Source organism: Massilia sp. Bi118 (assembly GCF_918697865.1).
Taxonomy (GTDB): Bacteria; Pseudomonadota; Gammaproteobacteria; order Burkholderiales; family Burkholderiaceae_D; genus Telluria.
Genome location: NZ_CAKKMV010000011.1, coordinates 42,312 through 68,735, shown reverse-complemented (window position 1 = coordinate 68,735; position 26,424 = coordinate 42,312). Strand labels below are relative to the sequence as shown.

22 protein-coding genes are annotated in these 26,424 nt (G+C 67.4%); 13 read left to right on the top strand and 9 right to left on the bottom strand.

All coding sequences use genetic code 11. The features are described from left to right. Positions 1 to 21: 21 nt before the first annotated feature. Positions 22 to 816 (bottom strand): hypothetical protein, encoded by a 795-nt coding sequence (locus tag LQV39_RS17165; RefSeq protein ID WP_230027353.1) that lies wholly within the window; start codon positions 814 to 816, stop codon positions 22 to 24. A 96-nt stretch (positions 817 to 912) separates the two neighbouring features. On the opposite strand from LQV39_RS17165, the gene LQV39_RS17160 reads away from it, so the two are divergent. The 4 genes from LQV39_RS17160 to LQV39_RS17140 all read left to right on the top strand — a co-directional run bounded on the left by LQV39_RS17160 (position 913) and on the right by LQV39_RS17140 (position 5,665). Then, entirely contained in the window at positions 913 to 1,992 is a 1,080-nt protein-coding gene (locus LQV39_RS17160; protein ID WP_290368598.1) for an aldose epimerase family protein, read from the top strand. 170 nt (positions 1,993 to 2,162) lie between these two features. Further along, positions 2,163 to 3,839, top strand: a complete 1,677-nt coding sequence (locus tag LQV39_RS26420) for a methyl-accepting chemotaxis protein (RefSeq protein ID WP_290368597.1) — start codon at positions 2,163 to 2,165, stop codon at positions 3,837 to 3,839. A gap of 198 nt (positions 3,840 to 4,037) precedes the next feature. After that, on the top strand, positions 4,038 to 4,733 hold the full coding sequence (locus LQV39_RS17145) for a fumarylacetoacetate hydrolase family protein (RefSeq protein WP_230027352.1): 696 nt from the start codon (positions 4,038 to 4,040) through the stop codon (positions 4,731 to 4,733). Beyond that, positions 4,730 to 5,665, top strand: a complete 936-nt coding sequence (locus tag LQV39_RS17140; protein ID WP_230027351.1) for a 2-hydroxyacid dehydrogenase — start codon at positions 4,730 to 4,732, stop codon at positions 5,663 to 5,665. Before LQV39_RS17145 ends, LQV39_RS17140 begins: the two co-directional genes overlap by 4 nt. A gap of 123 nt (positions 5,666 to 5,788) precedes the next feature. On the opposite strand, the gene LQV39_RS17135 is transcribed toward LQV39_RS17140, so the two are convergent. The 4 genes from LQV39_RS17135 to LQV39_RS17120 are packed head-to-tail and all read right to left on the bottom strand — an operon-like array spanning position 5,789 to position 10,393. Continuing rightward, complete coding sequence (locus tag LQV39_RS17135) at positions 5,789 to 6,946, bottom strand: HlyD family efflux transporter periplasmic adaptor subunit (RefSeq protein ID WP_230027350.1); 1,158 nt, start codon at positions 6,944 to 6,946, stop codon at positions 5,789 to 5,791. A 24-nt stretch (positions 6,947 to 6,970) separates the two neighbouring features. Beyond that, positions 6,971 to 8,398, bottom strand: coding sequence for an efflux transporter outer membrane subunit (locus LQV39_RS17130; RefSeq protein ID WP_230027349.1), 1,428 nt, complete (start codon positions 8,396 to 8,398; stop codon positions 6,971 to 6,973). 19 nt (positions 8,399 to 8,417) lie between these two features. Next, on the bottom strand, positions 8,418 to 9,917 hold the full coding sequence (locus LQV39_RS17125) for an MDR family MFS transporter (protein ID WP_230027474.1): 1,500 nt from the start codon (positions 9,915 to 9,917) through the stop codon (positions 8,418 to 8,420). A 26-nt stretch (positions 9,918 to 9,943) separates the two neighbouring features. After that, complete coding sequence (locus LQV39_RS17120) at positions 9,944 to 10,393, bottom strand: MarR family winged helix-turn-helix transcriptional regulator (RefSeq protein ID WP_230027348.1); 450 nt, start codon at positions 10,391 to 10,393, stop codon at positions 9,944 to 9,946. Positions 10,394 to 10,523: 130 nt separating this feature from the next. On the opposite strand from LQV39_RS17120, the gene LQV39_RS17115 reads away from it, so the two are divergent. Continuing rightward, entirely contained in the window at positions 10,524 to 11,381 is an 858-nt protein-coding gene (locus LQV39_RS17115) for a hypothetical protein (RefSeq protein ID WP_230027347.1), read from the top strand. Positions 11,382 to 11,630: 249 nt separating this feature from the next. Here the strand turns inward: LQV39_RS17115 and LQV39_RS17110 are convergent, their stop codons facing one another. Next, a complete protein-coding gene (locus tag LQV39_RS17110; protein ID WP_230027346.1) occupies positions 11,631 to 12,665 on the bottom strand; it encodes an asparaginase in 1,035 nt (344 codons plus the stop codon). A 279-nt stretch (positions 12,666 to 12,944) separates the two neighbouring features. Between LQV39_RS17110 and LQV39_RS17105 the strand changes: the two genes are divergently transcribed. Then, positions 12,945 to 13,319 carry a hypothetical protein gene (locus tag LQV39_RS17105; protein ID WP_230027345.1) on the top strand — a complete coding sequence of 125 codons (375 nt, stop codon included), beginning with the start codon at positions 12,945 to 12,947 and terminating at the stop codon, positions 13,317 to 13,319. A gap of 58 nt (positions 13,320 to 13,377) precedes the next feature. On the opposite strand, the gene LQV39_RS17100 is transcribed toward LQV39_RS17105, so the two are convergent. Further along, complete coding sequence (locus LQV39_RS17100) at positions 13,378 to 14,235, bottom strand: pirin family protein (RefSeq protein ID WP_230027344.1); 858 nt, start codon at positions 14,233 to 14,235, stop codon at positions 13,378 to 13,380. A gap of 111 nt (positions 14,236 to 14,346) precedes the next feature. On the opposite strand from LQV39_RS17100, the gene LQV39_RS17095 reads away from it, so the two are divergent. The 7 genes from LQV39_RS17095 to LQV39_RS17065 all read left to right on the top strand — a co-directional run bounded on the left by LQV39_RS17095 (position 14,347) and on the right by LQV39_RS17065 (position 25,107). Continuing rightward, entirely contained in the window at positions 14,347 to 15,879 is a 1,533-nt protein-coding gene (locus LQV39_RS17095; protein ID WP_230027343.1) for a dipeptidase, read from the top strand. 330 nt (positions 15,880 to 16,209) lie between these two features. Beyond that, positions 16,210 to 17,325 (top strand): galactose-1-phosphate uridylyltransferase, encoded by a 1,116-nt coding sequence (gene galT, locus LQV39_RS17090; RefSeq protein WP_230027342.1) that lies wholly within the window; start codon positions 16,210 to 16,212, stop codon positions 17,323 to 17,325. Further along, complete coding sequence (locus LQV39_RS17085; RefSeq protein ID WP_230027341.1) at positions 17,322 to 18,425, top strand: Xaa-Pro peptidase family protein; 1,104 nt, start codon at positions 17,322 to 17,324, stop codon at positions 18,423 to 18,425. The genes galT and LQV39_RS17085 overlap by 4 nt, the downstream gene beginning before the upstream one ends. Next, the gene (gene galK, locus LQV39_RS17080; protein ID WP_230027340.1) at positions 18,422 to 19,522 is read left to right on the top strand and encodes a galactokinase; all 1,101 of its coding nucleotides are present in this window, start codon (positions 18,422 to 18,424) and stop codon (positions 19,520 to 19,522) included. The genes LQV39_RS17085 and galK overlap by 4 nt, the downstream gene beginning before the upstream one ends. After that, positions 19,509 to 21,317 (top strand): glycoside hydrolase family 2 protein, encoded by a 1,809-nt coding sequence (locus tag LQV39_RS17075; RefSeq protein WP_230027339.1) that lies wholly within the window; start codon positions 19,509 to 19,511, stop codon positions 21,315 to 21,317. The genes galK and LQV39_RS17075 overlap by 14 nt, the downstream gene beginning before the upstream one ends. A 154-nt stretch (positions 21,318 to 21,471) precedes the next feature. Further along, positions 21,472 to 24,120, top strand: a complete 2,649-nt coding sequence (locus LQV39_RS17070) for an NAD(P)-binding protein (protein WP_230027338.1) — start codon at positions 21,472 to 21,474, stop codon at positions 24,118 to 24,120. Between the two features lie 3 nt (positions 24,121 to 24,123). Next, positions 24,124 to 25,107, top strand: coding sequence for a TraB/GumN family protein (locus tag LQV39_RS17065; protein WP_230027337.1), 984 nt, complete (start codon positions 24,124 to 24,126; stop codon positions 25,105 to 25,107). Here LQV39_RS17065 and LQV39_RS17060 read toward each other — a convergent pair whose 3' ends face one another. Both LQV39_RS17060 and LQV39_RS17055 read right to left on the bottom strand, forming a co-directional pair. Further along, complete coding sequence (locus tag LQV39_RS17060; RefSeq protein WP_230027336.1) at positions 25,108 to 25,833, bottom strand: hypothetical protein; 726 nt, start codon at positions 25,831 to 25,833, stop codon at positions 25,108 to 25,110. It abuts the gene before it with no gap. Positions 25,834 to 25,981: 148 nt separating this feature from the next. Next, complete coding sequence (locus tag LQV39_RS17055; RefSeq protein WP_230027335.1) at positions 25,982 to 26,362, bottom strand: VanZ family protein; 381 nt, start codon at positions 26,360 to 26,362, stop codon at positions 25,982 to 25,984. Between the last annotated feature and the right edge of the window lie 62 nt (positions 26,363 to 26,424).

Sequence of the window (26,424 nt, the reverse complement as noted above, 5' to 3'; positions counted from 1 at the left end):
AGCACGCAAGCGGACCCGGCCTTAGTCCATGGACGCCATCCCCAGCGCCGCCATTTTCTCGCGCAGGGCAAGGCGGTCGGCGTCGATCTGCGCGCCGTTCGTGCGGCTCGACAAAGCGCTTTTCTCCTTGCGGCCGAGGAAGTAGGCGATGCGTTCCATGTTCGCCCCGGAAGGGTGGGGCAGTCCATGCAGGATACGGCGTTCGTCGAGCATGCCTCGCCGCGCCAGCCAGCTCAGGGCCAGGCCGACCTTGGGGCCAAGCGGCACGAACACGGCGTCCCGGATTTGCGCCGCCTCCTGCCCGAAATAGTCGAGCAGCTGTTGCTGCAGCAGCGGTGTGGTCAGCATGTTTGGATTTGCGCCATTGTAGTTAAGGCCGTCGACGAAGACCGCCTGGCGCAGCGCCCCGGTCACGTGCATCAGGTGGGCGTGCTCGCCGAACAGGGTGGCGCAACTGGCGATGCCGAGCCAGCGCTGCAGGCCGATGTGGTCCAGCAGGGCCACCAGGTTGGGACGGATCGCGCCGCTGAAAGCGCCCGTGTACTTGGCCGCGCGCAGCAGCTCGGGCAGAGGCAGGCCGTCGCGCAAGCCCTGCTGCGCGGCGCGCATCGCGTTCTTCCACTGCACGAAGCCGGGCGAGATCCCGACCAGCACCACGCGCGCCTCCGGATTCACGTAGTCGAAGGGGATGTAGCGGGCCTCGACGCGGCCGGCGCGGGCGAGCAGGAAGGCATCCGGGATCAGGGCGGCGCTGGTGACGAGCTCAAGCTCGGTGGCGGCGATCGGGCCGGCGAAATCGGTGAACTGGGCAGGCATGGCCGCATTGTGCCACGGCGCGCCGGGCTTGCCGGGCCTCGTGCTAGGATCGGGACCATCATGCCGCCCCGGCGGCGCCCACTGACAGGATTTACCGTGCACGCGCAAACCGACATCACCCCAGGCATCACCCAGGCGCCGTTCGGCAGCTTGCCCGACGGCGCGCCGGTCACCGAATACACGCTGGTCAACCGCCACGGCATGCGGGTTGCAATCCTCGACTTCGGCGGCATCATCAGGCGCATCCACGTGCCCGACCGCGACGGCCGCTTCGCCGACGTCGCCCTCGGCTTCGACGAACTCGAGCCCTACCTCGGCGCCAGCCCTTATTTCGGCGCCCTGATCGGCCGCTACGGCAACCGCATCGCGAAAGGACGATTTGTGCTTGACGGTCACAAATACGAACTGGCGACCAACAACGGCAACAACCACCTGCACGGCGGCGACCGCGGCTTCGACAAGGTCCTGTGGCAGGCCGAAGCCGTGGGCGGCGAGCTGCGGCTGCGCTACTTCAGCCCGGATGGCGAGGAGGGCTATCCCGGCAACCTGGACGCCCGCGTGGTCTACAGCCTCACCGACGACAACGAGATCGTGGTGCGCTTCTCCGCCACCACGGACAAGCCGACCCCGGTAAACCTGACCCAGCACAGCTACTTCAACCTGGCCGGCATCGAAGGCTGCGGCGACATCCTCGGCCACGAGATCCTCATCGACGCCGCCGGCTTCGTGCCGATCGACGCCGAATCGATCCCGCTGGGCGGCGTGCGCCCGGTCGAGGACAGCGCCTTCGACTTCCGGCAGGCGCGCACCATCGGCAGCCGCATCGGCGAGCAGGACGAACAGCTCGCCAACGGCCAGGGCTACGACCACTGCTTCGTGCTCGACCGCCCGGCCGGCGGCCGTGCACTGGCGCGCGCGGTCCGGGTGCGCGATCCGGGCTCGGGACGGGTGCTGGAGCTGCTCACCCAGGAGCCTGGCGTGCAGTTCTACAGCGGGAACTTCCTCGACGGGACCCTGGCCGGCAAGGGCTGCGCCTATCCCTTCCGCGGCGGCTTTGCGATCGAACCCGAGCATTTCCCGGATTCGCCGAACCAGCCCGATTTTCCCAATACGATCCTGCGGCCCGGACAGACCTATGCGACCGAGTCGCGGTTCAGGTTTTCGGTGGACGATTAGACAATTGTGTACAGACGAGTGTTGCTACAACTACTCATCATTTAAAAATATTGCCATGGCTTAACTATTTTCTATCGACCTTGCACCAAGTTGGGTCGTAAGCTTGCGCGTCGTAGGTGTAGTCCTACAAATTTCATTAAAAGACGCGGAAGAATATGAAAATTACGGATATGAAGATCGGAACCCGTCTGGGCATGGCTTTCGGTGTTGTCTGCCTGGCCCTGGCGTTCACCGTTGGGCAGGGCTTGACCAGTCTGGGCCGGGTGAATGCCGCCAGCGACACCATCGTGGCCAAACGCATGCCGCGCATTGACCTGACCAGCCGCCTGCTGGCCGAAGTGAACGACATTGCGATCGCCTTGCGCAATGCGATGTTGAACGACGATCCTGCCGACCGTGCGAAGCAGGTCGACGAAATTATGTCCTCGCGTAAGGAAATCGAGACCGATCTCGCCATGCTCGACAAGATGCTGGAAAGCCAGCAGGGCCGGGCGCTGCTGGCCCAGCAGCAGGACTTGAACGCCAAGTACGTCAAGGCGCAGGACGAGCTGCTCCGCTTGATCAATGCGAATGAGCTGGACGGCGCCAAGGCCTACCTGACCAAGGAAGTGCGTCCGGTGCTCGCCGCCTACAAGAAGGCAGTCGCCGAGCAGATCGAGATGCAGAAGGGCCTGGCCAAGCGCGATGCGGACGAGGCCACCGTCACCTATGAATTCGCGCGCAATCTGTTGCTGGCGCTGGGCGTGCTGGCCGTGGCCGGCGCCGGCGCGCTGGCCTGGTGGATCAGCGCCTCGATCGTGCGTCCGATGCGCCGCGCACTGGACGTCGCCAACGCCGTCGCCGCCGGCGATCTCACCACCCGGGTCGAGGTCACCAGCAAGTGCGAAGCCGGCCAGCTGCTGGCTGCCCTGAAGACCATGAACGAGAACCTGGTGCAGACCGTCGCTACCGTGCGCAGTGGCACCGAGGCGATCGGCACTGCCTCCAGCGAAGTCGCGGCCGGCAACCACGACCTGTCGAGCCGCACCGAGCAGCAGGCCAGCTCGCTGGAAGAGACGGCGTCCTCGATGGAAGAGCTGACCTCGACCGTCAAGCAGAACGCCGACAACGCGCGCCAGGCCAATACCATGGCCGCGGCGGCATCCGGCGTCGCCGCCCGCGGCGGCCAGGTGATCCACGAGGTGGTCGCCACCATGGAGCAGATCCACGAAGCCTCCGGCAAGATCGCGGACATCATCGCGGTCATCGACGGCATCGCCTTCCAGACCAATATCCTGGCGCTGAATGCGGCCGTCGAAGCGGCGCGCGCGGGCGAGCAGGGCCGCGGCTTCGCGGTGGTGGCGGGCGAGGTGCGCTCGCTGGCCCATCGTTCGGCCGCCGCCGCCAAGGAGATCAAGACCCTGATCGACGACTCCAGCGAAAAGGTCGGCACCGGCAGCCGCCTGGTGCAGGAGGCCGGCAGCACCATGGGCGACATCGTCGACAGCGTGCGCCGCGTGACCGACATCCTCAACGAGATCAGCTCGGCCAGCCAGGAACAGAGTGCCGGCATCGAACAGGTCAACGAAGCCATCACCCAGATGGACACCGTGACCCAGCAGAACGCCGCGCTGGTCGAACAGGCGGCGGCTGCCTCGCAATCCATGCAGGACACGGCGGCGCAACTGTCGGCGGCGGTGGCGGTGTTCAAGCTGGACCAGCGAGTGGCGCCGGTGGCCGCTGTTGCTGCCGCACCGGTGGCTGTGCGTGCAGCCTTGCCCGCGGCGCGTCCGGCGCCGGTGAAGCCTGCGCGCCCCGCGCGTCCGGCCAAGGCCGCACCGGTTGCAAGCGATTGGGAAGAGTTCTGATCGTTACCGCGTAGGCGTCGTTCCCGCGAAGGCGGGAACCCAAGTTGCATGAGCTATCGAGATGCATCCAACTTGGGGCCTCGCGCAGCGAGGCGCCTCCGCGGGGACGACGTGACTCTCAAGCCGGCGCCGATTATGTTAGGCTGTCCGACGCGCCTCCCCTCGGTGCGCCCGGACATTGTCTTTACAAGGATCAGCATGACTGGCTTCGTCATCACCCCGCCCAACACGCCGGCGCTTGCCATCGCAGGCTCCGACCAGACCTTCCCGCTGCGCCGCGTCTTCTGCGTCGGCCGCAATTACGCCGCCCACGCGCGCGAAATGGGCGCCGACCCGGACCGCGAACCGCCGTTCTTCTTCTCCAAGCCCGCCGACGCGGTGGTGCCGGCCGTCGGCACGCTGGCGTATCCGCCCGCCACCAAAGAGCTGCACCATGAAGTCGAGCTGGTGGTGGCCTTGAAGGAGGGCGGCGCCAACATCGCTCCCGAGCAGGCGCTGGACCTGGTGTGGGGCTATGCGGTCGGCCTGGACCTGACCCGCCGCGACCTGCAGGCCGTCGCAAAGAAGGATGGCCGGCCGTGGGACATGGCCAAGGGCTTCGACGCCTCGGCCCCTTGCAGCCCGCTGCAGCAGGCGACATGGACCGGCCACCCGCACGAAGGCCGCATCTGGCTCGAGGTGAACGGCGAGCCGCGCCAGGAAGGCAATTTGAACGAGATGATCTGGCCGGTGCCCGACGTCATCGCCTACCTCTCGCGCTTCGTGACCCTGGCGCCGGGCGACCTGATCTTCACCGGCACCCCGGCCGGCGTCGGCGCCCTGCACCCGGGCGACCAGGTGCGCGGCGGCGTCGACGGCGTCACCACCTTCGAACTTACTGTCGGCGCTCAATGAAGCCGGGGCTGCTGCAGATCGGCAGCTTCCCGCCTGAGGTGCAGTCCCGGATCGACGCCGAGTTCGAGCGCCTCGATGTCCAGGACTTCGAGCGCGCTCCCGCGCGTGCCGGCGACATCCGCGCCATCGTCACGCGCAGCAACCTGGAAGTGCCGGCCGCGCTGGTCGAGCGTCTGCCCAGGCTCGAGATCATCGCCACCAATGGCGTGGGTTACGACCTGATCCCGCTCTCGCTGGCGGCGCGCCGCGGCATCGCGGTGTCGAACACGCCGGACGTGCTGAACGCCGCCGTGGCCGAGCTGTGCATCGGCTCCTTGCTGGCCCTGCTCCGACAACTGCCGCAGGCCGACCGCTACGTGCGCGAAGGCCGCTGGGCCGGCGCCAGCTTCCCCCTGACGACCAGCCTGGCCGGCAAGCAGGTCGGCATCGTCGGCCTCGGCCGCATCGGCAAGGACATCGCGCGCCGCCTGGAGCCCTTCGGCGTGGCGCTGGCCTACCACGGCCGCAGCGACCAGCAGCTGGCATGGCGCTTCGAGGCCGACCTCGGGGCGCTGGCGCGCGACGCCGACATCCTGATCGTGGCGGCGCCGGGCGGCCGCGAGACCGCGCGCATGATCGACGCACGCGTGCTGGATGCGCTGGGGCCGCGCGGTGTTCTGGTGAACGTGGCGCGCGGCTCGCTGGTCGACGAGGAGGCGCTGCTGGCGGCGCTGGCGGAAAAGCGCATCGCCGGCGCGGCGCTCGACGTCTTCGACGGGGAGCCGGACATCGATGCGCGCTTTTTCGGTCTGGAGAACGTGCTGTTGATGCCGCACATCGGCAGCGCCACGCAGGAGACGCGGGCGGCGATGGCGCAGCTGATGCTGGATAATTTGCGGAGCTGGTTCGGGAGTGGGCGGGTTTTGACGCCGGTGCCGCTGCCTGGGCGCTAAACAAGGTCGCAATCCTTAAGACCGTCATTCCCGCGAAGGCGGGAATCCAAGTTGCACGCGTATCGATAGCTCAAGCAGAACTTGGGTTCCCGCCTTCGCGGGAACGACGGTTTTACAGCCAACTTAATTCGCCATATTCTTGGCCACAATCGCATCCGTAGCCATCTGCGCCTCCTGCAGCGGCTGGCTCAGCACATCGGTCGCGTAGGTCTGCGCCGGCGTGGCCACGCTGCCCAGCGCGCCGCCGCCCTGGTTGGCGATGTCGATGTCGACGGTGGCCGACAGGCCCACGCGCAGCGGGTGCTGGGCGAGTTCCTTCGGATCGAGCGAGATCCGCACCGGCACGCGCTGCACCACCTTGATCCAGTTGCCGCTCGCGTTCTGCGCCGGCAGCAGGGAGAAGGCGCTGCCGGTGCCCGCCGCCAGGCCGACCACCTTGCCGTGGTAAGTGACCTTGCTGCCGTAGATGTCGGCCTCGATCGTGGCCGGCTGGCCGACGCGGATGTCGCGCAGTTCCGATTCCTTGAAGTTGGCGTCGATCCACAGCTGGTCCAGTGGCACGATCGACAGCAGCGGCGCGCCCGGAGCGATGCGGCTGCCCACCTGCACGCTGCGCTTGGCCACGTAGCCGCTCACCGGCGCGACGATGGCGTTGCGGCGCGCCGCCAGCCAGGCCGACAGGTAATCCGCTTTCGCCGCCAGCACGTTCGGGTGCTGGGCCGGGGCCACGCCGGCCACCGCCACGCGGGCCGCGGCCACCTGCTTCAGCGCCACGTCCAGTGCCGCCTTCGCATCGTCGACGGCGCGGCGCGCGTGCGCCACGTCTTCGCCCGAGACCACGTTGTCGGCGGACAGCGGGGCACGGCGCGCCAGGTCTTCCTGGGCGCTCTTGAGGGCCACGCGGCGCTGGTCGACCACGGCGTTCAGCTGCTCGACGTTGGAATAGCGCTCGCGCTGCTGGCGCACGGCCGTGCCCAGGCGCGCTTCGGCCTGGGCCAGCGCCACCTCGGCGTCGGAGGGATCGAGGCGGACGATCTCGGCGCCGGCTTTCACCAGCTGGGTCTCGTCGGCGCGGATCTCGATCACGCTGCCGGTCACCTGCGAGGACACGTTGACGAGGTTGCCGCCCACGTAGGCGTTGTCGGTCTCGACGCGCTTCGAGGCGACCAGCGTGTAGTAGGCGGCATAGGCCGCACCGGCGGCGAGGAAGGCGACGGTGATGCTGGCCAGGACGAGGCGGCGCTTGCCTTTGTTCGGGACTTGATTGGTATCGGTGCTCATGGTCTTGGGTTCTGAATTATTTGATTAGTTAGCGTGATAGCCGCCGCCGAGCGCTTTCACCAGCGCCACCTGGGTCTGCAGGCGGGCATCCACCAGCTGCAGATCGGTGTCCTGCTGGCGCAGGAGCGTCATCTTTGCCTGCAGCACGCCGGCGCGTTCCAGCAGGCCGCGCTTCAAACGCGCCTCGGCGCTGGCGACCAGCTTGCGGCCGGCCTCGAGCGCGGCCTGGTGGGTCCGGGTTTCCTGTTCCAGGCCCTGCAGGGTCGCGCCTTCCTGCGCGACTTCGCGCACGGCGGCCAGCACGGCCTCGTTGTACTCGGCCACCAGCTCGTCGCGCTGGCTGCGGGCCACGCCAAGCTGGGCTTTCAGGCGGCCGCTGTCGAACAGCGGCAGGTCGAGGGTGGCGCCGAGCAGCGGCGTGCGGCTCGGCCAGCGCAGCAGCTTGCCGAGCGAGACCGCGTCGAGGCCGAGCGCGCCGACCAGGTTGATGTCGGGACGGAAGGCGGCTTCGCTGGCGGCCACGCGGCCGAGCTGGGCCTCGACCCGCCAGCGCGAGGCCTGCAGGTCGGGGCGGCGCGCCAGCAATTCCATGCCGAGTTCGCGCGGCAGCGCATTCGCGCCAGGGGCGGGCTTGAAGCGGGCGAGGTCGGCCAGCGCCTGGGCGTCGCCGCCGATCAGGGCGCGCAGCGCTTCGCGTTCGCGCAGCGCCTGGGTGTCCAGGCGCGCCGACTGTTCTTCCAGCACGCCGAGGTCCAGCTCCGCGCTGCGCAGCTGCTCGTCGGTGGCCAGGCCGTGGGCGATGCGGGCCTTGCGGCCGGCCACGATCTCGCGCTGGATGCCGGCCAGCAGCTTCAGGTTGTCCTGGCGCGCCCACATCATCTGCAGGCGGAAGTAACTCTGGGCGACGCTGGCGGCGATCGCCTGCGCGGCTTGCGCGGCTTCGGCCTGGCGCGCATTCGCTTCGCCGAGGCTTGCTGCGACCAGCGCGCGGTGCTTGCCCCACCAGTCGACATCGTAGGAGGCGCGCAGCTGCACGTTGGCGTCGTTGAACCAGCTGCCGCCGATCGGCGCCGGGAAGAAGCCGTTCGAGGAATAGCGCTGGCGATTCAGGCCGGTCTCGAGGCCGACCTTGGCGCCTTCGTCGGCACGCTCGGCGCGCACCACCGCCTGGGCGCCGGCCACGCGCGCCTGCACCGTGGCCAGGCTGGGGTTGTCCTTGAGCGAACGCGCGATCAGGGCGTTGAGTTGCGGGTCGCCATAGGCCAGCCACCATTGTTCGGCGGGCCAGGCGTCGGCGGGGAGGACGATGCCTGGCGCGTGCTGGGCGCGCGCGGCCAAATCGATGTTGGCCGGCTTGTTCGTGTCGGCCGGGACGCTGATGCAGCCGGCCAGCAGCGCCAGCACGGCGCCTGCAAGCGCCGCGTTTTTCAGGATGAAGGAGGTATGTCGCACTTTGTTCTGGCTTTCCAAATTAATCGAGGTGCACGTCGACCGGGGCCGGGGCGCTCGCGGCCTTCGGCGGGCGGATCAGGATCAGCAGCGGAATCACGGCCGCGGTGAGCAGCATCATCAGCCAGTAGTCGTCGACGTAGGCGATCATCGAGGCCTGGCGCGTGACTTCGTTGTTGATCATCGCCGCGCCGAGCTGGCTGCTCATGTTGTAAAGGCTGGACGGGTCGTTCAGCGCCGGGTTCGCATTCGTCACCTGGGTGGTCAGCGAAGCATGCGCGATCTGGGTGTTGCGGACCAGGAGGGCCTGCACCATCGCGATGCCGATCGAGGAACCGATATTGCGGACCAGGCTATACAGCGCCGTGCCTTCCGCGCGCATCTGCGGCGACAGGGTCGCGAAGGTGGCGGCCGACAGCGGCACGAACACCAGGCCCAGGCCCACGCCCTGGATCACGCCGGGCCAGACGATGTCGGCCTGCGACAGCACCAGCGTGTACTGGGTCATCTGCCACAGCGAGAAGGCGGTGATCGCAAAGCCGGCGCCCAGCAGCAGTCGGAAGTCGACCTTGCCGGTCAGCTTGCCGACCACCAGCATGGCCGCCATCGTGCCCAGGCCCGAAGGCGCCGTCACCAGGCCGGCCAGCGCGGCCGGATAGCCCATCAGGCCCTGCAGCATGGTCGGCATCAGCGCGCGGGTCGCGAACAGCACCATGCCGACGATGAAGATCAGCAGCAGGCCGGTGACGTAGTTGCTGTTCTTGAGCAGGCGGAAGTCGACGAAGGACTGGCCGGCCGGGCGCGTCAGCGTGTGGCCGATGAAGTAGGACGCGGCCAGCAGCATCAGCACCAGCTCGACCCAGGTTTCCATCGACGCGAACCAGTCGTTCTGCTCGCCGCGGTCGAGCAGCATCTGCAGCGCGCCGATCGCGATCGACAGCGTGAGGAAGCCGAACATGTCGAAGCGCACGCGGCGCGCCGCGCTGGTCGGGTGGATGTAGCGCCAGATGCCGTAGAAGGCCACCGCGCCGATCGGCAGGTTGATGAAGAAGACCCAGCGCCAGCTGTAGCTGTCGGTCAGCCAGCCGCCCAGCGTGGGGCCGAGAATAGGGCCGATCATCACGCCCATGCCCCATACCGCCATCGCCGAGCCGTGCTTCTCTTTCGGGTTGATGTCGAGCAGGACCGATTGCGACAGCGGCACCAGGGCCGCGCCGAACACGCCCTGCAGCATGCGCGAGACCACGATCTCGGTCAGATTCATCGACAGGCCGCACAGCGCCGAGGCGATGGTGAAGCCGGCCACGGATACGAGGAAGACTTTCTTGAGGCCGAAACGGTCGACCAGCCAGCCGTTCAGCGGGGTGGCGATGGCCGCCGCCACGATGAAGGAGGTCAGCACCCAGGTGATCTGGTCCTGCGAGGCCGACAGCGCGCCCTGCATGTGCGGCAGGGCGACGTTGGCGATGGTGCCGTCGAGCGCCTGGATGATGGTCGCCAGCATGATCGACACCGTGATCATGGTGCGGTTGATGGGTGGGGCTGCGCTCACAGCTGCTCCTCGATGCGGGTACGCAGCAGTTCCAGCAGCTCGGTGGCGGCCTGGAGCTGGGCCGGGGCGATGTCGCCGAGCAGGGAAGTGCGCACGGCGTTCGCCTGCTCTTTCACCTGCTGGTAAAGGGTGGTGCCGGCGTCGGTCAGGTGCACCAGCTTGACGCGGCGGTCGGTGGACGAGGGCGCACGCGTCACCAGGCCTTCGCGCTCGAGGCGGTCGAGCATCGAGACCATCGACGGCCCTTCCACGCCGACCAGGTCGGCCAGGGCGCGCTGCGACATCGCTTCTTTCGACTTGGCGACCATGGCGATGGTCATCCAGCCGGCCTGGCCGATGCCCAGGTGCTTGAGCTGCTTGTCGATCAGGAGACGCCAGCCGCGCGCGGTGCCATGCACGGCGGCGGAGAAGCGTTCGCCGACCGGAGAATCAGGTTGATTACACATCATTAGCAATCGAATCGATAGGAATCTATCGATTTTATGTTATGCAACTTGCGTTGTAAAGAGCGATGCTCGGTGAGCGATCGTGTCAGAATTGTCTTAACGTAGAGTCAAGCTTGCTGAGGAGGCCGCCATGTCACAGACCGCACTGCTGACCGTCCATGGGATGGGAGAAACGCCGCGCGACTACGCCGAGAAATTGTTCGAGGCGGTGGCGGGGCGGCTGGGAGGGCTGGCGTCCCAGGTCGATTTCCGCTCGGTGTATTACCAGGACATCTTGAAACCCAACCAGGAAACGGTGTGGGCGCGCGTGGGCCAGACCGCCCACCTGCGTTATGCCGAGCTGCGACGCTTCCTGCTGTTCGGCTTCGGCGACGCCGCCGGGCTGGAGAACCGCAAGGAGATCGACGGCTCGGTGTACGAACTGGCGCAGGAAGCGATCGCGCGCCAGCTGCTGGGCGTGGCCAGGCACGACCCCTCGACCAGTATCGTCTTCCTGGCGCAGTCGCTGGGCGGGCAGGTGCTGTCGAGCTATATCTACGATGCGCAGAAGGCGCTGTCCGGCGGACGGGTGCAGGCCGGGATATGGAAGGACGTCGACGCCTGGGCCCTGCGCGCGCTGGGCGAGCGCCTGACCGAGCCCGAAAAGCGCTTCCTGGCGGGCGCCACCTGCGCCTCCTTCGTCACGACCGGCTGCAACATTCCGATCTTCTGCGCCGCGCACAAGCAGATGGACATCAAGCCGATCGCCCGGCCGACCGAGCGCTTCGAGTGGATCAACCTCTACGACCCGGACGACGCCCTCGGCTGGCCGCTGCAGCCGCTGTCGCCGGGCTACGCGGCGCTGGTCGACGACCGCCCGATCAACGCGGGGCAGGGCGTGGTGACCTGGATCCTGAAAAGCTGGAACCCGCTGTCGCACACGGCCTACTGGAGCGACGGCCAGGTGCTGGACGTGCTCACGCAGCGCCTGCGCCTCGAAGTCGCCTGAATTCCTAAATTCGGGGTCAGACCACTTTTTTAAATTTGGGGTCAGACCACTTTTTCGATCAATGTTTTGAAAGCATGTTTTGTCATGATCGGCAACGGATGTCCGCTGCGCGCTTCTATGGCGTCATCGCCTGGATGCGGTGCGAGACATGCGCCAAAGCACTTGCCCCAAAAAGTGCTCTGACCCCGAATTTACTGACCCCGAATTTTGACGCTGAAAAACCGGGCTCTGACCCCGGTTTGCGATTGCTTAAATCGGGGACAGTTCGGGCTTGAGGGTGAAGACGGCGCGGACTTCGCCGGCGATGTTGCCGCGGGCGTTGCGGATGGCGGGGGCGCGCCAGGGTTCGAGGAGTTCGCGGCGGTGGGCGTCCAGCAGGCCGAGTTGTTCCAGCGCGCTGAAGGTGGCCGGATGCAGGGCGCGCACGGCGCCGTCGGCGACCTTGATCGCGATGCCCAGGCCGGCCGAGCGGATGCCGATTGCCTGCACCGCGTCGGCGCCGATCTTCGCCACCCAGTCGCCCTGGCCGGCCGACATCCACGCGAGGTCGGTGCGCGCTTCGCCGGAGACCATGTCGGGCCGCTTCGTCATCGCATCGAACAGGTCGCCCAGCGCGCTGCCCAGGCGCGCATCGCGGCTGCCTTGCGCCAGCCGCGCATATAAATGGGCCAGGCGCGCCAGCGGCATCGCGTAGTTGGGGGCGGAGCAGCCGTCGACCCCTAGCGGCAGCTGGTCCTCGCCCATCTGCACGGCCTCGGCCAGGGTGCTGCGAATCGCCTGCTGCAGTGGGTGCCGCGGGTCGACGTAAGCCTTGGTCGGCGCGCCGTGCAGGCGGCACCAGGCCAGGAAGCCGCTGTGCTTGCCCGAGCAGTTGTGGTGCACGGTGCGCCAGCGCCGTCCGGCCGGGGGCGGCAGGCCGACCGCGTCGTAGTACAGCGGGGTGGCGCAGCCGCATTCGAGCTGGTTCTCGTCCAGGCCGATCTTGCCGAGGATGGATTCGACGCCCGCCAGGTGCATTTCCTCGCCCGAGTGGCTGGCGCACAGCAGCGCCAGTTCGTCGAGCGTGAGGTCGTAGCGCGCCGGGCCGTCGGCCAGCACGAAGGGCAGGGCCTGGAAGGGCTTCAGGGCCGAGCGCGTGAAGACCATCGCGTCGGGGTCGCCGCTGGAATACAGCAGGCGGCCGGCGGCGTCGACGACGGCGATCGAACCGAAGTGGATGTTCTCGACCGGGTAGCCGGTATCGGGATAGCCACGCGAGGTGGCGACAAGCGGGACTGGGTGCATCCGCCTAGTCTAGCGGATCGCGCCGGGCCGCGGTGCACGCCAACTTTTGTATGTATCGCCAGCAATCCGAGCCCGCTTTTCGACGTTTCATCCCGCGTTTTCGACGCTTCGGCGGATGCCCCCTGACGCTTGCGGGAAGCGTGAATACACTTGCATCACTCGCCGCACATTTTGGGATGCGGCGATATGAAAAACGGTGGACCTGCAGCGTACTCGACAAATGTTCAGCTAACGCACAACTGGTCCGTTATTTATATCGAAAAATGAATTGGAGCAATCATGCGTATCAAACAAGTCCTGGCTTTCATCGGCGCCGCTGCCGTCTCGACCCTGGCCCTGGCGGAACCCGCCGCGCCGGTTTCTGTCAGCGCCGACGGCAGCACCGTCTTCGTGCAGGGCGACCCCAGCCCGGTCTTCCGTTTGTCGCCGGGCCAGGCCGAGGACACCAATGGTTCCTTCAAACTGGATGACGGCCGTGTCCTGCGGCTGACCAGCCACCAGAACAAGGTGTTCATGGAAGTGGACGGCAAGCGCGAACAATTGCTCCCGCTGTCGCGCACCGAATTCGTGGCGAAGAAGACCGGCGCCCGGGTCGAACTCGATGAAGAAGCCTTCGCCGGCAAGGTCACGCTGACCCAGCTGCGGGCCAAGTGAAGAACGCCAGCCGGCCTGGCCACTGGGACCGGGCCGGCTTATTTTTTCGTAGGAAGCCTCAGATCGGCGCCCCGAAGCGCCCCGCCTGGTAGTCCAGGATCGCCTGGTTGATTTCTTCGCGCGTGTTCATCACGAAGGGACCGTGCGACACCACCGGTTCGCGGATCGGCTCGGCGTGCCCGAGCAGCAGCAGGCAATCCTGCTCGGCGCGGATCTCCAGCTCGTCGGCCACGGTGTCGAGTTCGGCCAGGTGGAAGGCGGTGATGGTGTCCGGCGCAATGTTGATCACGCCCCGCACCACGTAGAGGAACACGTTACGCTCCAACAGCTTGTCGAGGTAAAGCAGGCCGCCGGCCTTCATCTCCACCGTGCTCATGAAGACGCCCGTCAGCGACTCGAACGGGCCGGTCACGCCGCCGTATTCCCCAGCCACCAGCTGCATGCGCACCTTGCCGTCTTCGGATTCGATCACCGGGATCTGGTCGCGCTGCAGGCCCGTATAGCGCGGCGCCGTCATCTTCAGCGCGGGCGGCAGGTTCACCCACAGCTGCAGGATCTCGAGCGGGCCGCCGGCCTGCATGAATTCGCGCGGCGACACCTCGGCGTGCACCAGGCCGCGCCCCGCCGTCATCCACTGCACGCCGCCCGGCCCAATCACGCTTTCGTGGCCGGCGCTGTCGCGGTGGGCCAGCAGGCCGTCGAGGATGAAGGTGACGGTCTCGAAGCCGCGGTGCGGATGCGGACCGAAGGGCAGGCCGCGGTTGTGCGGCGGGTAGACCTGCGGTCCGTGGTGGTTCAGGAAAAGGAAGGGATCGACCTGCTCGATGCGCGGTCCCGGCAGCGGGCGCTGCGTGATCAGGTCGCCGATGTCGTCGCGCATGGCCGGGTGCAGGCGCTGGACGGTCTTGTAGCTCATGCCTTTCCTCTTGATGTTGTTCGTTTGCCTTCTACGATACCCGATTGCGCCGGACCGCGGCGGTCGGCACAGGCATGCTATGCTCCTTGCGCTTTAGAAATAAGGAGACACATGCAAACAAGAACCACCATCGCCGGCCTGCTGCTGGCGCTGATCGCCGGCACCGCCGGCGCCGCCCCGTCCACGGCTGCGGTACCCGGCGAGCCTTCCGTCAAGGCCGCCAAGCACGCCGTCACCGCCTACCGCGACGAAGTCGTCGATACGCTCGCGAAACTGGTCAGCTACAACACGGTGGCCGACAAGGACATTCCCTTCGAGCGCAATCCCCAGCACCTCGGTTTCAAGAAGTTCCTGAAGGAAGAAGCGGCGCGCCTGGGCTTCGATTTCGCCGACTATGGCCACGTGCTGGTGATCGGCCTAGGCCCGCAGGACGCACAGGAAAAGGTCGGCATGATCGCGCACGGCGACGTGCAGCCGGTCGACCCGTCCAAGTGGAAGAAGTCGCCCTTCGAACTGGACCGCACGAGCGAGCCCGGCAAGCTGCTGGCGCGCGGCGCCGAGGACGACAAGGGACCGATCGCCACCGCCCTGTACGCGATGAAGTCGCTGAAGGACCAGCAGGTGCCGCTGTCGAAGCGCATCGAACTCTACGTCTACATGGCCGAGGAATCGGACTGGGAGCCGCTGGTCGCTTTCGTCAAGTCGCACCCGCTGCCGCAGGTGAACATCACCCTCGACGCCGAGTACCCGGCGGTAACGGCGGAGAAGGGCTACGGCACGGTCGCAGTCACCTTCCCGAAGGCGGGCGTCGATGCGCCGGCGGGCGAGCCGGCTGTCGCGCAATTCAGCGGCGGCTTCTTCGGCAGCCAGATCCCCGAGGATGCGCAGGCCCTGGTCACGCATGCCAGCCCGGCGCTGGAAGCCCAGATCAGGCAGCGCGCCGCCAGGCAGACCGGTATGCGCTACACCTTCGAACGCAAGGGCGAGGACCTGGTGGTCAATGCGAAGGGCGTGTCCGCGCATTCCTCCAAGCCGGAGGACGGCCTGAACGCGATCAGCATGCTGGCCGATGCGCTGGCCGTGCGCACCTGGCCGGACAGCGCGGCCGGCGCGATGGTCAACTTCCTCAACGAGATGGTCGGCACCGGCTACCTCGCCGAGAAGTTCGGCAACATCGCCTACCGCGACAACTTCATGGGCCCGATGACGTTTGCGCCCACTGTGATCAAGCAGAACGCCGAAGGTCCGCAACTGGCCATCAACATCCGCCGTCCGCAGGGCAAGACCGCGCAGCAGCTGAGCAACGAGATCAATGCCGCGCTGGCGCAATGGCAGGGCGCGCACCAGGCCGTGCAGCTGGCGGACGTCAAGGTGCAGATCGGCGACCCGTGGATCCAGCAGGACGCGCCGCAGCTGCCGGTGCTGATGAAGGTGTTCTCGTACTTCACCGGCGTCAAGGATCCGAAGCCGGTGGCGGTGGGCGGCGGCACCAATTCGCGCCTGTTCCCGCATGCCGTCAGCTTTGGCCCGGCGATGCCGCACACGGTCTATACCGGCCACTCCGAGCATGAGTTCATCACGCTGAAACAGTTGCTGCTGAACCTGGAGATGTACACGGCCGTCCTGGCCGAGCTCGCGCAGTAATCCGCTCTGCCTTCCAGGGTCCCGCGGGCTCATGCCCGGGACCCTTGTCCGACCCCCGCCGTCCGCTTCGATCCCACGTTTCGCCGTGTAGGTCGGAGTCTCGCCAAAACCTGCGATTTTTTCTAATCGTTCTGTAGGTTTGGGCCTACAAAAGCCCTTGCTTCATAGGGAAAAATGCCCTCTGTTTCGTGCTCTCCCTAGGAGGGCAGGCAGGCGGGCCTGTCGCTGCTTTGGCGACTCCGCATGAGCTTGTTGATGCCCGGAAAACCTCTCGCTGACACCCGGAAAATGTGTCGAAAACGCCATGATAGGATCGTTCACCGACCCGTTATGAGCCGACCTATCATCGCCATGCACATCCAAGAACTCGTAAAACCAGACGGACGACAACTCACCCTCTACAGTAACCAGCCGATCCCGGCCGGCCTCGTTGCGCCGAGCCCGTTTCCCGACCCGCAGAATGCGAATCCGCACCTGCGCTGGCATCCGCTGCGCGGCGAGTGGGTGACCTATGCGGCGTTCCGCCAGAACAGGACTTACCAGCCGCCGCCGCAATACAACCCGCTGGCGGCGACCAGCGATCCGGCGCATCCGACCGAGATGCCGGCGGGCGATTACGAGATTGCCGTGTTCGACAACCGCTTCCCGTCGCTGGCGCTGGAGTCGCACGATCCGCCCACGCTGACGGTGCCGACCGCACCCGCCAACGGCAAGTGCGAAGTGGTGGTGTTCACCCAGGATCCGCAGGCCGCGCTGAGCCGGCTGCCGCTGTCGCGCATCGAGCTGCTGCTGCAGGTGTGGGGCGACCGCACCACGCGGATCGGCGGCCAGCACCACATCCAGTACGTGCTGCCGTTCGAGAACCGCGGCGCCGAGGTCGGCGTGACCCTGCACCATCCGCACGGCCAGATCTACTGCTATCCCTTCGTGCCCGCGGTGCCGGCGCGCCAGCTGGCGCAGGAACGCGAGTACTACCTGCAGCACGGCTCCAGCCTCCTGTGCGACATGGCGCGCGACGAAGCCGCCGACGGCAAGCGCGTGCTCTACCAGGACGAGCACGCGATCGCCTTCGTGCCGCCCTGCGCGCGCTACCCCTACGAAGTCTGGGTGATGCCGACCGGGCCCTGCAAGGACTTCGCGGCGCTGACCCCGCCGCAGCGCGCAAGCCTGGCGCGCGCCCTGAAGACGGTGCTGCTCAAGTACGACACCCTGTGGGACCGCCCCTTCCCCTACCTGATGGCCTGGTACCAGGCGCCCACCGACGGCGCCGAGCATCCGGAAACGCAGCTGCACTGCCAGTTCTACCCGCCTTACCGCACCCGCGACCGCCTCAAGTACCTGGCCGGTACCGAGCTGGCGGCCGGCATGTTCGCGATGGACGTGCTGCCCGAGACCACGGCCTACGAACTGCAGCAGGTCGAAGTCAATCTGGAGGAGCACGCATGAGCGTCACGGCCGACCCGCTGGCGTTGCGCGGTGCCGAGGCCGCGGCCAAGCTGGCATTGCTGCGCGAGGCGCTGGCCCAGGCCGGCGCCGGCGCGATCCGCCTGCGCGGCGAGGACTGGTTCGCCTGGGCGACCGCCGGCGGCCAGGTGCTGGCGCCGGGCGGCTGCGAGACCGGCAGCGTCGAGCTGCTGGTCACCGCCGACGAAGCCTGCGTCCTCACCGACGAGGTCGAGGCCGAGCGCCTGCGCCGGGAAGAAGCGCCGCCGGGCTTCACTTACCACATCGCGCCCTGGACCGACACCGAACTGCACGAGACCTATGCGCTGGGCGCGGCCGGCGGGCGCGCGGTGCTGTCCGACCACCCGCACAACGGCGACCAGCCCCTGCCGGCCAGCCTGAAGCTGCGCCGCATGGTGCTGGGCCAGGAAGAGCAGGAACGCTACCGCACGCTGGGCCGCGCGGCCGCCGAGGCGATCGGCGAAGCGCTGCGCGCTGCGCGCCCGGACTGGACCGAATACCAGCTGGCCGGGGAGGGCGCACGCGCCCTGCTGCGGCGCGGGATCCAGCCGGCCCTGATGCTGGCTGCGGGCGAGCGCCGCTCTGCGCAATGGCGCCGGCCGACACCTTCGCACGATGCCCTCGGCGCACGCGCCACGCTGGCCTGCTGCGCGCGCCGGCACGGCCTGGTGGCGAGGCTGTCGCGCTCGGTGAGCTTCGGCGCCGCGCCCGGCACCCAGCAGGAGCTGCTGCGCCTGGAAGCCACCGGGCTGGATGCGGTGCGCCCGGGGCAGTCGCTGGCGGCGGTCTACCACGCCTTCGACGCCGCCTATCGCCACGCCAACCAGCCGGATGCGATCCGCGAGCGGCGCCAGGGCGGCATCGCCGGCTACCAGGCCTGCGAGCTGGCCGCCAGCCCGAGCACCGCGACCGGGCTCGAGACCGGCATGGCCTTCGCCTTCAGCCCCGGCTTCGACGGCATCGGCATCGAAGACACTTTCCTGCTCGGCGATGCCGGGCTGGAGAACCTGACGCTGGACCCCACGTGGCCGGCGGTGAACATCGGCGGCCGCGCGAGGCCGCTCTGGCTGGAGCTGACATGACGAGTGCAGAAACCTTCTTCGGCGGCGCCCCGGAGGCGTGCGCACAGGCGCCCGGCCGGGTCAACCTGCTGGGTGAACATACCGACTACAACGACGGCTTCATGCTGCCGGTCGCAACCCCGCAGGGCACCACGGTGGCGCTGGCACGCAGCCAGGACGACCAGCACCACCTGTACTCGGGCACGCTGGACGGCAACGTCACCTTCGCGGCGAAGGGCGGCAGCCCGGCGCAGGGCTTCGGCAGTTATATCGAAGGCTGCATCCGCCTGGTCGAAGCGACCGGGGTCGAGGTGCCGCCGCTGCGCGTGTTCGTCACGACGAACCTGCCGGTCGGCTCCGGATTGTCCTCGTCCGCGGCGCTGGAAGTGGCGACCCTGCGTGCGCTGCGCCAGCTCCTCGGCTTCGAGCTCGACGACGTCAAGCTGGCGCAAATCGCCCAGCGCGCCGAGATCGACTACGCCCACGTCAACTGCGGGATCATGGACCAGATGGCGTCCAGCCTGTGCGACGAAAAGCACATGCTCTTCATCGACGCCCGCACGCTCGAGCACCGGCTGGTCGAGATGCCCGCCGGGACCGAGCTGATCGTGATCGATTCCGGCATGCCGCGCACCCTGGCCGCCAGCAAGTACAACGAGCGCCGCGCCGAGTGCGAGGAGGCCTCGCGCAAGCTGGGCGTGAAGGCGCTGCGCGACGTCACCGATCCGCAGCTGGTCGAACAGCTGCCCGAGCCGCTGCGCCGCCGCGCGCGGCACGTGGTGCTGGAGGATTTGCGCGTGCTGGAAGCGGCGAAGGGCGTGTCGGCCGAGCGCTTCGGCGAGCTGATGAACGCCTCGCACGCCAGCCTGCGCGACGATTACGAAGTATCGATTCCCGAACTCGACAAGCTCGTGGCTGCCTTGCAGGCTGCGCCCGGCGTGCTCGGCGCACGCCTGACCGGCGCCGGCTTCGGCGGGGCCTGCGTGGCGCTGTGCCGCGCCGGCCAGGCCAGGGCCGCAGCAGAAACCGCACTCTCCAATTACAACAAAGAGGGACGCAAGGGACGCATATTGATCCCGGTTCCCGCCCAAGGAAAGGAAAACAATGAGCCAGTTTGAGTACCCCCGCCCCCAGCTGGTACGCGACAATTGGATCAACCTGAACGGCAAGTGGCGCTTCCGTTTCGACGACGAGGTGAGCTGCAGGATGCCGCAAGGCGTGACCGGCTGGACCCATGAGATCAACGTGCCGTTCGCGCCGGAGACCGAGCTGTCCGGGATCCAGGACACCGGCTTCCACCGTTTCTGCTGGTACGAACGCGACTTCGAACTGCAGCCCTCCGAGCAGCGCACGATCCTGCATTTCGGCGCCATCGACTATTCCGCCAAGGTGTGGGTCAACGGCCAGCTGGTGGCCGAGCACGAGGGCGGCCACACGCCGTTCTCGGCCGACATCACCGAAGCCCTGAAGGCCGATGGCAAGCAGGTCGTGACCGTGTTCGTCGAGGACGACCCGGCCGACCTCGCCAAGCCGCGCGGCAAGCAGGACTGGCTGCTGGAGCCGCACTCGATCTGGTATCCGCGCACCACCGGCATCTGGCAGACCGTGTGGATCGAACAGGTCTCGCGCACCTTCATCCGCTCGCTGCGCTGGACCCCGATCTTCGAGACCTTCGAGATCGGCTGCGAGGTGTTCGCCGGCGGCGACATCCAGGAGAACATGTTCGTCGAGGTCAAGATCTGGCACGGCGATACCCTGATGGCGGATGACCACTACAAGCTGCTGCAGGGCGAGGCGAACCGCAAGATCGCACTGTCCGACCCCGGCATCGACGATTCCCGCAACGAGCTGCTGTGGAGCCCGGAGCGTCCGACCCTGCTAGACGCCGAGGTGATCCTGCGCTGCGGCGACAAGGTGGTCGACCACATCAAGTCGTATACCGCCTTGCGCTCCTTCCACATCAACCGCGACCGCCTGCTGCTGAACGGCCGCCCGTATCCGCTGCGCCTGGTGCTGGACCAGGGCTACTGGAACGAATCCTTCATGACCGCACCCAGCGACGAGCACCTGAAGCGCGACGTCGAACTGGCCAAGCTGATGGGCTTCAACGGCGTGCGCAAGCACCAGAAGATCGAAGACCCGCGCTACCTGTACTGGGCGGATAAACTCGGCCTGCTGGTGTGGGAAGAGATGCCTTCGGCCTACCGCTTCAGCCCGCATGCGATCAAGCGCATCGTCAAGGAGTGGACCGAGGCGATCGAGCGCGACTACAGCCACCCCTGCATCATCGTGTGGGTCCCCTTCAACGAATCCTGGGGCGTGCCGAATCTGACGCTGACCCAGGCGCATCGCAATGCGGTCGAGGCCCTGTACCACCTGACCCGCACCCTGGATGCGACCCGCCCGGTGATCGGCAACGACGGCTGGGAAGCCTCGGCCACCGACATCCTGGGCATCCACGACTACGACAGCGATCCGGAAAAGATCAAGGCGCGCTACGAGGTCAGCGACCCCGTGCGCACCCTGTTCGATCAGCGCCGTCCCGGCGGCCGCATCCTGACCCTGGACGGCTTCCCGCACCGCGGCCAGCCCATCGTGCTGACCGAATTCGGCGGCATCGCCTACGATCCCAACGCCACCCCCGAGGACGGCACCTGGGGTTATACCCGTTCCCGGACAGCCGAGAGCTATCACGCGCTGTACGAAAGGCTGCTGAAAGTGGTCAACGAGACCTTCATGTTCAGCGGCTTCTGCTACACCCAGTTCGCCGACACCTTCCAGGAAGCCAACGGCCTGCTCAACGCCGACCGTACCCCGAAGCTGCCCTTCGAGGTGATCAGCGCCGCCACCCGCAACGTCCCGCTGCAGCCGCAAAATCCGGAAAAGGATGGGGAGGGACAAGGCGGAGCCTGAGTACTTTTACAAGGTAACAGGGGCCTCGATAACCGTCGCGAGCGGCCGCAGGAGTGGCCGAGAAGCGGAGCCGTACTTCCGGTACGGCGAGCATCGCAGGCCGCTCCTGCAACGCGCAGCAGGTTAGCGAGGCTCCCACCACAGGAGCCATGTCATGAGCACGACTACGATCGTCGTTTTCAGCCATCTGCGCTGGGATTTCGTTTTTCAGCGGCCGCAGCATCTGCTGTCGCGGCTGGCCCAGCACTATCCGGTCCTGTTCGTCGAGGAACCGGAACACGATGATGGCGCCCCGTTCATGGAGCGGTCCAACCCCGCACCGAACGTGACCGTGTGCCGCGCGCACACCCCGATCCATGCCACCGGCTTCCACGACGACCAGCTGCGCCTGCTGCAGCCCATGATCGCGCAGCTGGCACCACCGGGCGAGCGCACCATCGCCTGGTTCTATACGCCCATGGCCTTGCCCCTGCTGCAGTCGCTCCAGCCCGCTCTGGTGGTCTACGACTGCATGGACGAACTGGCCTCGTTCAAGAATCCGCCGAAACAGCTGCTGCAGCGCGAGAGCGCACTGCTGAACATCGCCGACCTGGTGTTCGCCGGCGGTCCCAGCCTGTACGAGGCGAAAAAGAACCGCCACCCGAACGTGCACTGCTTTTCCAGCAGCGTCGACGTGGTCCACTTCCAGCAGGCGCTCGACCGCAGCCGCGTCCATCCGCAGCAGCGCGACATTCCGCATCCGCGCCTCGGCTTCTACGGCGTGCTGGACGAACGCTTCGACCCGGAACTGGTTGGCGAGCTCGCCGACGCCCATCCGGAATGGCAGCTGGTGCTGGCCGGCCCGGTGGTCAAGATCGACGAGGCGCGCCTGCCGCGCCGCGCCAACATCCACTATCTTGGCCAGCAGCCCTACAGCGCCTTGCCCGACCTGCTGGCCGGCTGGGACGTCTGCCTGATGCCCTTCGCGATCAACGAAGCGACCAGATTCATCAGCCCGACCAAGGTCCTCGAATACATGGCGGCCCAGCTGCCGATCGTGAGCACGCCGATCGCCGACGTCGCCAACCCCTACGGTCATGTGGTCGCCATCGCCAGCGGGGCGCGCGAATTCGTCGCCGCCTGCGAAGCGGCGCTGGCCCTCAGCCCGGAGCAGCGCGCGCACATGATCGCGGCCATGAACGCCGTGGTCGCCGCCACCTCCTGGGACAACACCGCGAAGCACATGCACGAGCTGCTGGACGCGACGCCCGCGCGCAGCGAAGGCACGGCCGCACAGCGCGCCGCCAGTTCGCATGCCGCCGTGCAGCCGGCGCCGCAGCTTGCCGGGGCCGCACCGAAAGTCAACGCGCTGCGCAGCCAGGGCGCGCGCCACGTCGGCACCGTCATCGTCGGCGGCGGCCCGACCGGGCTGTCGGCCGCCTACCACCTCGGCGCCGACACCCTGCTGCTGGACCGTAACGAGACGGTCGGCGGCTGGTGCCGCTCGATCGAGGACAAGGGCTTCACCTTCGATTACGCCGGCCACATCATGTTCTCGAACGACCCCTATGTGCTCAAGATGTACGAGCTGCTGCTGGGCGATAACGTGCACTGGCAGAACCGCGAAGCCTGGGTCTGGAGCAAGGGCGTGTACACCCGCTATCCTTTCCAGGGCGCGCTGTACGGCTTGCCGCCGAAGGTCATCACCGAGTGCTTAATGGGTGCGATCGAGGCCCATAATGAAGCAAAAGCGGACGCCAGCGATGCGCAGGTTTCGAATGACGCGAAGGCGGTCGAGGACTGCTGCGCCGACGGCACCACGGACGTCTGCAATACCGACCGCTCGGTGCGCGGCGAGGTGAAGAATTTCGAGCAGTTCATCTACAAGGTCTGGGGCAAGGGCATCGCCAGGCACTTCGCCATTCCCTACAACCGCAAGCTCTGGACCGTGCCGCCGTCCGAGATGGAGACATCCTGGCTGGGCGGGCGCGTACCGCTGCCGAACCTGGAAGAGATCGTCCAGGGCGCACTGGAGCCGGCGCCGAAGCCGGTAGGGCCGAACGCGCGCTTCGGCTATCCGCGCAAGGGCGGCTTCCAGGCCCTGATGAACGGCTTCCTGCCGCACATCAAGGGCAAGGTCGAGCTGGGCGCGGCGGTGGTGCAGGTGCTGCCGCGCGAGCACATCGTCGCCCTGGCCGACGGCCGGCGTTTCCGCTACGACGACCTGATCTCGACCATGCCGCTGCCGGAGCTGATCAAGGCGGTCGGCGAGGAAGCCCCGGAAGAGGTGAGGCGGGCCGCCAAAGGGCTGCGCCACGTGTCCATCCGCTGCGTCAACATCGGCATTGGCGTCGACAACGGGCGCGTGGTCACCGACAAGCACTGGATCTACTATCCGGAAAACACGATCTTCCACCGCATCTTCGTGCAGGGGAACGCTTCGCCGCAATGCAATCCGCCGGGCGGCTTCGGCTTCACCTGCGAAATTTCGTATTCGCCCACCAAGCCGCTGCCGCTCGATGGCGAGGAACTCATCGCGCGCGCGATCGAGGATTGCCGCCGGGTCGGCTTCATCCTGGACAAGGACCGGATCCTGGTGGCGAACCAGGTCGACCTGCCTTACGCCTACGTGCTGTACGACCACCAGCGCGCACGCAATGTCGAGACCTGCAAGGCCTGGCTGAAGCAGTTCGACATCACCCTGGTCGGCCGCTACAGCGAGTGGGAGTACTACAACTCCGACCACGCCTTGCTGGCCGGCAAGCGCGGCGCAGAGGCCGTGCTGGCCAAGCGCAGCCGCGCCCAGAAAGTCGGCGCGGAGTAGGCCATGCTGCCGTCCGCCTGGCGCCGCCGGGCGGCGGAAAACTGTGCCGCGCTGATGCTGGCGCTGCTGGCCTGCGCCGGCGTGCGGGCAGGGGAGGCCGCGCCCGCGTCCGCAGAATATCTGCCTTATGGCTCCGTAGCGGACAACCCGCGCCCGGTGGCGGCGCCGCACCAGGGCGGGCTGTTCCGCGTCAGCCAGGGCGGCCGCGTGGCCTATCTGTTCGGCACCGTCCACGTGGGCATGCGCGGCTTCTATCGCTTGCCGCCCGAGGTGGAACGCGCACTGGTCGGCGCCAACCGCATCGTCGTCGAACTGGACACGCGCGCCAACACGGCCTGGTTGCGCGCGCTGGCCCTGCACGGCAGCTATGCACCCGGCGACGACATCCGCCGCCATCTGCCGCCGTCCACCCTGCGCGCGCTGACGGACGCGCTGCACGCGCAGGGCATCAGCATGGCCAGCATGGCCGGCTACAAACCCTGGCTGGTCGCCAATCTGCTGCTGAGCATGGAACTGGAACGCAAGGGCTACCGCCGCAGCCAGGGTGTCGAGCAGGCCCTCTTGAGCCAGGCGCGGCGTCATGGGCTGAAGGTGGCCCAGCTCGAAAGCGCCGAGTACCAGCTGGCCCTGTACGACACCATGGGCGAGCTTGACGCGGCGCGCTACCTGGAAGAGGTGCTCGGCGGGCTGGAGAACGGGCGTGCGCTGCGCACCGCCCAGGCCGTCATCGAAGCCTGGTCCTCGGGCGATGCGCGCGCCCTCGACGTGGTGTTGCAGGAAAGCACCACCGGCCCGGGCGTGGTGGCCGAGTTCACGCGCCGCGTGCTGCTGGGGCGGCGCAATCCCGACATGGCCAGCCAGATCGAGCGCCTGATGCGCGAGGACAGCGTGACCTTCGTCGGGGTTGGTCTGCTGCACCTGCTCGGCGCCAATGGCTTGCCCCAGCTGCTCGCACGGCGGGGCTATTTGGTTGAGAGAGTTTACTGATCAGTGCTGGATCATCCCGCCGGCCAGGTTGACCCGGTCCCCGCTGCGGAAGTCCGGCGTGGTTTCCTGGGTGATGACCTGGGTGCTGCCGTCGTCCATGCGCAGCGTGACGCGGTAGACGCGGTCGCTCGAGGCGCTGCCGGTGGTGCCGGTGGCGCCGCTGCCGCCCACTGCCGCCGCGCCGACCGAGCCTGCGCCGGCGACCCCGCCCGCGGTGCGCGGTACGACTTCGACCGCCACGACCGTGGCGTTCGGGCTCGAGCTGGCCGCCGTCGAGGCGCCGGCGCTGGATGCGCCCATGGAACCCTGGCCGGTGGTGGCGCTGGCCGTGCCGCCGCTGGTGCCGGTGGTGCTGGTGCCCGTGCCGCTGCCGCTGTCCTGCGAGGTGCCCGAGCTGCCGCTGGTGCCGGAACTGCCGCTGGTGCCACTGCTGCCCGAGGTGCCGGAGCTGCCGGAGCCGGACTGGTCGTAACCGGAGCCAGTGGAGGTGCCCGAGCTGCCGGAGGTTCCCGAGCTGCCCGAGCTCCCGGTGCCGCCGCCCCAGCCGGCCGATCCGCTGCTGCCGGTGCCGGCGCCGGTGCCGGACATGCCGCCGCTGCCGCCGCTGCTGGTGGAGCTGCCGCTTTCCATACTGCCTTTGTCGCCCTGCATGGATTTACACGCGGACAGTCCGAAAGCCAGCGCCAGCAAGCCTGTCAGGAGCACGCTCTGGTGTTTTAGCTTCATGATCAACTCCTTCTGATGGGATAGATATGTCAGGTATGTGCGTGACGATGCCGCGTGCCACTCGGGTAAGAGGGGCGTTTGGAAGCGACGTTCCAGCTGACTCGGGTTGGGCATGAGCCACGTCAAGGACGCGGCAAGCTTGGGGAATTTAGCGTGGTGCTTTCGGCAGCGCGGCGCACAGGGCAAGCACGGCCAGGACCGCCGCCGTGCAGTCGACGGCCCAGTCGCGCACGGCGGCGCCGCGGTAGGGGAAGAAGCTCTGGATGAACTCGTCGCCGGCGCCCATCAGGGCGACCGCCAGCACCGCCTTGACGGCGCGCGCGCCCAGGCTGCCTGTGCTGCCCAGGAAGCACAGGCAGGCAAGCACGGCATAGGCGATGGAATGCAGCACGACGCCGGACGCAAAGTGGCCGATGTCCGCGCGTGCTCCCGGGATATTGCCCGCCACGACGATCAGGAGGTACATGAAGATGACGCTGGCGATGCAGAAGGAACGCAGGCGGGGATGCAGCAGCAACTGGGACAGCATGGCGGTCATGGCAGGCGAGAGCGGAAAACGCACACCTTACCATGACGCATGCCTGGACGTTG

Bases quoted from the DNA above. Each gene is read 5' to 3' on its own strand.
- LQV39_RS17165 (WP_230027353.1), bottom strand. From the start codon at position 816: ATGCCTGCCCAGTTCACCGATTTCGCCGGCCCGATCGCCGCCACCGAG.
- LQV39_RS26420 (WP_290368597.1), top strand. From the start codon at position 2,163: ATGAAGATCGGAACCCGTCTGGGCATGGCTTTCGGTGTTGTCTGCCTG.
- LQV39_RS17145 (WP_230027352.1), top strand. From the start codon at position 4,038: ATGACTGGCTTCGTCATCACCCCGCCCAACACGCCGGCGCTTGCCATC.
- LQV39_RS17140 (WP_230027351.1), top strand. From the start codon at position 4,730: ATGAAGCCGGGGCTGCTGCAGATCGGCAGCTTCCCGCCTGAGGTGCAG.
- LQV39_RS17135 (WP_230027350.1), bottom strand. From the start codon at position 6,946: ATGAGCACCGATACCAATCAAGTCCCGAACAAAGGCAAGCGCCGCCTC.
- LQV39_RS17125 (WP_230027474.1), bottom strand. From the start codon at position 9,917: ATGATCACGGTGTCGATCATGCTGGCGACCATCATCCAGGCGCTCGAC.
- LQV39_RS17120 (WP_230027348.1), bottom strand. From the start codon at position 10,393: ATGTGTAATCAACCTGATTCTCCGGTCGGCGAACGCTTCTCCGCCGCC.
- LQV39_RS17115 (WP_230027347.1), top strand. From the start codon at position 10,524: ATGTCACAGACCGCACTGCTGACCGTCCATGGGATGGGAGAAACGCCG.
- LQV39_RS17110 (WP_230027346.1), bottom strand. From the start codon at position 12,665: ATGCACCCAGTCCCGCTTGTCGCCACCTCGCGTGGCTATCCCGATACC.
- LQV39_RS17105 (WP_230027345.1), top strand. From the start codon at position 12,945: ATGCGTATCAAACAAGTCCTGGCTTTCATCGGCGCCGCTGCCGTCTCG.
- LQV39_RS17100 (WP_230027344.1), bottom strand. From the start codon at position 14,235: ATGAGCTACAAGACCGTCCAGCGCCTGCACCCGGCCATGCGCGACGAC.
- LQV39_RS17095 (WP_230027343.1), top strand. From the start codon at position 14,347: ATGCAAACAAGAACCACCATCGCCGGCCTGCTGCTGGCGCTGATCGCC.
- galT (WP_230027342.1), top strand. From the start codon at position 16,210: ATGAGCCGACCTATCATCGCCATGCACATCCAAGAACTCGTAAAACCA.
- LQV39_RS17085 (WP_230027341.1), top strand. From the start codon at position 17,322: ATGAGCGTCACGGCCGACCCGCTGGCGTTGCGCGGTGCCGAGGCCGCG.
- galK (WP_230027340.1), top strand. From the start codon at position 18,422: ATGACGAGTGCAGAAACCTTCTTCGGCGGCGCCCCGGAGGCGTGCGCA.
- LQV39_RS17075 (WP_230027339.1), top strand. From the start codon at position 19,509: ATGAGCCAGTTTGAGTACCCCCGCCCCCAGCTGGTACGCGACAATTGG.
- LQV39_RS17070 (WP_230027338.1), top strand. From the start codon at position 21,472: ATGAGCACGACTACGATCGTCGTTTTCAGCCATCTGCGCTGGGATTTC.
- LQV39_RS17065 (WP_230027337.1), top strand. From the start codon at position 24,124: ATGCTGCCGTCCGCCTGGCGCCGCCGGGCGGCGGAAAACTGTGCCGCG.
- LQV39_RS17060 (WP_230027336.1), bottom strand. From the start codon at position 25,833: ATGAAGCTAAAACACCAGAGCGTGCTCCTGACAGGCTTGCTGGCGCTG.
- LQV39_RS17055 (WP_230027335.1), bottom strand. From the start codon at position 26,362: ATGCTGTCCCAGTTGCTGCTGCATCCCCGCCTGCGTTCCTTCTGCATC.